The following is a 4,972-nucleotide window of genomic DNA, read 5'->3' on the forward strand; positions in this document are numbered from 1 at the left end:
TTGCTGGATATGGAAAGGCAGCGTGCGACAGCGGGGTAAGGTAATTAAAGGGTAAGGATCCTCTCAGTATCCATGACAGGTTTGGTTTGGGTGCTGGGGGATCTCTACATTATCCACACTATGCACACTGACTGGCATTATCTAGCTAGACTTTGATTGGCACCTGAATTCTCAACTTTATGGCAGACTGTCGCTATAATTCTTCCGTTATTGGCGGTGAGAATTGCAGCGTCAAATTGAGTGAGAGGCAACACGCTTCCCTTTTCTCTGTTCTAATTATATACGGAACTACCTGTTCTTTCACCACTGCGTGGCTATCTGGAAAGGCGTCTTTATCCAAAAGGCGTATTAGCCTTAAAAAGGGTTCTGTCTTTCCTTGGTGCGGTGTGGCAGTAAGCAGTAAGAAATATGGGCTAACCTCTGCTAAAGCTCTACCCAGTTTATATCTTGCTACATCAGAGGTAGAACCTCCAATTCTATGTGCTTCATCAATAATGATAATATCCCAACCAGCATGGACTAAATTTTCAAACCTTTCTCTGTTATATTCATCTATTTTCTCTTTACTCCAACCACTACGTTTCTCCAAAGGTTTAACAGAATCCATAGAGCAAATTACCTGCGAAAAGTGTGACCAGATGTTGCCTTCTCCATATATTCTCCTTATGGTATCCAAATCTTCAGGCAATACAATATTGAAACTCTCATTAAACTTATTCTTCATTTCGCTATGCCATTGAGTTATAAGTCCTTTAGGGCATACAATAAGGACTCGATTGATCAAGCCCCTTGTCTTCAATTCTTTTAATATAAGGCCAGCCTCTATAGTTTTCCCGAGCCCTACCTCATCGGCGATGATATATCTCACCTTATTGCCGGACAAAGCTCTATTGAGGGCATATATTTGGTGAGGTAATGGGATTATATTGCTACCAATCGACGACAATATACCATTTGCCAGTTCATGATTGATCCTGGCAGATATAACAATATATTTAAAAATATGGATGCTGAAATCACTTCCAGCATCCACACTGCACAATTTATCCTCAAGCACAAAGTATGATATTTGTTCCTCTGGCTCAAATACAATGTATGATTTATAACCCCATAGATCATTATTACCAATGATCTTGACAGTCTTATTATATTCTCTGTCGAAAACCCAATCACCAATCTTAAACACTTCAATCCCCTATTCTTGTTAGAGAATTGTCATAATACATGAGAATGCTGTGATCCTCCTGGACAACCTTCTCAGGCAATCTCTCACCTATACTGACTATTGTCTTATAATCCTTTTCTCTCCAACAATGCTTAAACCCCGCCCTTATAGCTTCGGTCCTGAATATCTTCAGCTTTCCTTTTCCTGACCTGTATTCCTCAAATTCTTTCAACAACCTTTTGTCACGTAGCTTTTCCAGGTCAGATTGTTTGTTGACATCAGGTACATACCATCTGCCTGCCTCATCCTGCAGGAAATTTTCTTCAAGTATATCTCTCAGTTCTGGCATCTTTTCATGTTTCATCTGTCGTAGTTCCTGTAGGAATTTGGGCTGAATATCCTGGTAGGTTTGAGGTGTTCTTAATTCACTGCGAAGCCATTGTATAGCTGTCTTTTCATCGATTACGAAAAGTGACAATTGCTCATTTAAATCCTGGGTGAGCCTCTTGGCATCGTACACATTTACCTGATCAGGTAAGAAATACATCCCATCTCTTTCTGGAAACCTCTGCTGGAGTCCTACGTAGAAGTCAGCAGCACTCATGGGTATAGTAGCCCCTTTTTGAATATGAAAGGCCACCATGCTGTCGTATAGTAAATAATTCTGCCTTTCTGTAATAACATTCAGTTTGCCTTTATTTTCTATTACTATAGGTAGTTTGGCAAGATGTTCTCTGATAAAATTCCATGCACCCTCTTCTGTACCCGCTTCAGTTAAAAACCTCTGGACAAAGGATTCTTTAGGTTTATATGCTGAAATTACAAGGTCCCTTTTTGCCGTTATATTACCTGTCATTTGAATAAAAGTTCCTTGCTTTTTATCAAGTATTTTTGTATCAGCAACAACAAACCCCGCTATTAATATTGCTTCCTGTATTGCATTCCAAATGCTATTTTGGGAATTATGGAATTCAACAGTCATCCACCTTCCGGGTTTTAATAGATTATAGAGCTGAACAAAACAGTCTTTCATTAACTCTTGATATTCATATAAACCTTTGCATTGGGTTTGATTAATAATCGCTTCTGTTTTATTATTTGTATGTATTTCTAGCCATGATTCCCAGATATAATTTAACTCTGAGTACATAAGATTGCTGCCAAACGGTGGATCAATAAAGATATAATCAATTGAATCTTTAGCCAACCTCAAATCAGTAGTTGATTGGCAGTTAATCAAACAATCTCCATAATCTTTTTTATATTTAAATAATACTAAAATATCCTTTGCTTTTCTTCTTGCAAGTTCAATTATATTCCTTTCTGCAACCAAACTAGGTATATAAAGTGCATTTGGTACGGCTCCCGCAAGGTTAATTTTTCCTGCTTTAAATCCTATGTTATGCAAACGACTCGCTGTCTTTATCATAAATGAAGTAACCAAGAATAATAAATTTAAAAAGTTATTATTCTTGGCCTTATCAACAATTGCCGATAATACCCATAAATTCCTCTTTGTATAAAAATGATGAACATGAGTAATGCCCTGTTTATCGTTTCTTCTAGATTCATCACCTTCTGGCATTCTATCTATGGGAAACCAATAGGGAATATCCATATCTTCAATCCTTTGGATAAGCTTTAAATCATATTCATCCGGTTTTTTGTTGTATCGTTTTCTCCCTACTGAATAATTAATAAGCACTGGAACCTGTTTAGCCATCCCTATAGTATCTTTTAGTAAATAATCATATATCTTTTCTGTAGCTCTCTCCAAATCTTTCTTTTTTAGAGTTGCTCCACACTTATAACATTGAAATTCTTTTTTTACTTTACCATTTTCTTTATTTACAGCTGCATCCCAGAATATCAATTCGTTAGTGCAGTTAGGACATACAAAAACATCAGACCAAACGATATAATTAACCTTCCCCATTAAAGGTTTTCCAGTTACATCAGATTGTACCTTCCCATCAACTACATGTTGTGTCTCATACATCCATCCGCATTCTTTTTCTACTTCACCTAAAATTCTTTTAGCTTCCTTTTCAAATTCGACCGCATCTACAGGTGTATTATAGTTATACGCAATAAATGTTGCCGCTGGAGAAAGATCATTGAGTATTGCCCTTCTGGCTCCCCATTCGACATTACCCATTTCCTGTTCAATCTTCAGTTTAAATTCCTTATCAGGATTACCGCACATCTGGGCCGCTACACCTGTCATACCTGTTCCACAAAAACCGTCAAAAATAATATCTCCTGGTTTAGTATAATGTAGTATATACCTCATAATCGCTTTATGAGGTACCTTTGTGTGGTAAGAATGAGCATAATAAATCGGATCATTCTTTCCTTCCGACACATCCGCAGCATAAGGTTCTACACTATAATCATCTGTCTCCTCATCATAGGGTGTTCCATACTTCTCTATAAAATCATTAATAAATGGATTAGGACACGCCGTATAATAAGGTGGATCTGACAACTCAATAATATCCTCGTCTTTACCGATAGGAAAACCCTCGATATCCCTAACTTTATCTAATATCTCTTTTGTCAACTTCATGAAGTCTCCCCCCATTACTTTATGATAATCCTTACTTTATTCTCATCTTTTCCTTTAGTCAGTTCATCAAGATACTTTTCAAACCTTGACCTCATATCATCTACACTGACAGGGCCATCGCCGGCTATGGCTTTTTTCATATCATCCATAGAAACCTCAACCTTTTCGAGACCTTGCATTAGTGTATTGACAGCCAATATAAAATCCCTATCAATAACAGTTGGCAATTTCCTTGTTGTTAGCAATTTCGTAATTTCTTTCTGCTGTTTCGCCTTTAAATAAGAGATATTCTCACTGACCATTGGATCTTCTATACTGTTAATAATGATGCCCGTCCATTCCTGATAAAGGTTATCAAGATCATCCTCAACAGAATCAAGCACCCCATATACAGGATAGCTGCTTTCCGATGGGTTATATTGACAGTAAGGACACATAAATTTACTTTCAAGATCATGTTCTGTAAGGTTGTAACAAGTTTTTAACCCCGCAATTTTATCCTGAACATTTTTGAGCTTAACAGCTGGAAGTATATCCTTAATAGCAGTTAATTTTTTCAGATTGTTAAGTATACTACCTTGCATAATCTTCTTTTTAGCATTATCGCCATTATAATCAAGCCTGTGTTTTTTATGTAGATCCATATATATGCTTATATATTGATTTTTTAATTCTGCAAGTTCGATATTGAATGTTCTAACAAAATCATCATCTATGCTGTCCAGATTTTTGAGAACTGTCTCCATTTTTAATTTTAATTTATTGATGCTTTCTACCCATGACTTGTCCTTTAAAACTACTTCTGCCCCTGAAAGGTATGTAGTATTGGCATCTATCTTGGATTTTAGTTCCTTTATTCTATCAATTTCCGTCAGCTGCTGAAGAACGGCTGCTTGTTTTTTCATATATCTTCTTTAGTAATTTGAAGTCAGGGCATTGAAACCATTGTTCCCTTCCATCGCTTTCACCTTTTCCACCACCACAGACCCTTCAAAACCGGCATTATCAGCGATCATTCTCAGCGGTTCTTCCAGGGCTCTCTTGACGATCCTTGCTCCGGTTGCCTCATCTCCCGAAAGTTCCAGGTTTTCCAGGGCGGGAATACACCTCACCAGTCGCAACACCCCACCGGCGACATCCCTTCCTCTACAGCTGCTCTGGTCGCAGCCAGGCATCTTCAATGCAAGTCTTCTTCTCCCGCAGTTCGACTTCTGTTGCCGCTCCGACCTTGATCACGG

At 37.8% G+C, this 4,972-nt stretch carries 4 protein-coding genes; all 4 read right to left on the bottom strand.

All coding sequences use genetic code 11. The features are described 5' to 3' along the window. Positions 1-193 precede the first annotated feature (193 nt). The 4 genes from SSCH_RS05690 to SSCH_RS05705 are packed head-to-tail and all read right to left on the bottom strand — an operon-like array spanning position 194 to position 4,909. Complete coding sequence (locus SSCH_RS05690) at positions 194-1,186, bottom strand: DEAD/DEAH box helicase (RefSeq protein WP_044664628.1); 993 nt, start codon at positions 1,184-1,186, stop codon at positions 194-196. Position 1,187: 1 nt separating this feature from the next. Then, complete coding sequence (locus tag SSCH_RS05695) at positions 1,188-3,734, bottom strand: DNA methyltransferase (RefSeq protein WP_044664629.1); 2,547 nt, start codon at positions 3,732-3,734, stop codon at positions 1,188-1,190. A gap of 14 nt (positions 3,735-3,748) precedes the next feature. Beyond that, positions 3,749-4,639, bottom strand: a complete 891-nt coding sequence (locus SSCH_RS05700; RefSeq protein WP_044664630.1) for a DUF6079 domain-containing protein — start codon at positions 4,637-4,639, stop codon at positions 3,749-3,751. Between the two features lie 9 nt (positions 4,640-4,648). Beyond that, entirely contained in the window at positions 4,649-4,909 is a 261-nt protein-coding gene (locus tag SSCH_RS05705) for a hypothetical protein (protein ID WP_198142195.1), read from the bottom strand. Positions 4,910-4,972: the final 63 nt, after the last annotated feature.

The sequence above is a fragment of the Syntrophaceticus schinkii genome (assembly GCF_000946815.1).
Taxonomy (GTDB): domain Bacteria; phylum Bacillota; class DSM-12270; order Thermacetogeniales; family Thermacetogeniaceae; genus Syntrophaceticus; species Syntrophaceticus schinkii.

What these genes read in the sequence shown, in the direction of transcription:
- SSCH_RS05705 (WP_198142195.1), bottom strand. Translation starts at nt 4,909, where the DNA reads ATGCCTGGCTGCGACCAGAGCAGCTGTAGAGGAAGGGATGTCGCCGGT.
- SSCH_RS05700 (WP_044664630.1), bottom strand. Translation starts at nt 4,639, where the DNA reads ATGAAAAAACAAGCAGCCGTTCTTCAGCAGCTGACGGAAATTGATAGA.
- SSCH_RS05695 (WP_044664629.1), bottom strand. Translation starts at nt 3,734, where the DNA reads ATGAAGTTGACAAAAGAGATATTAGATAAAGTTAGGGATATCGAGGGT.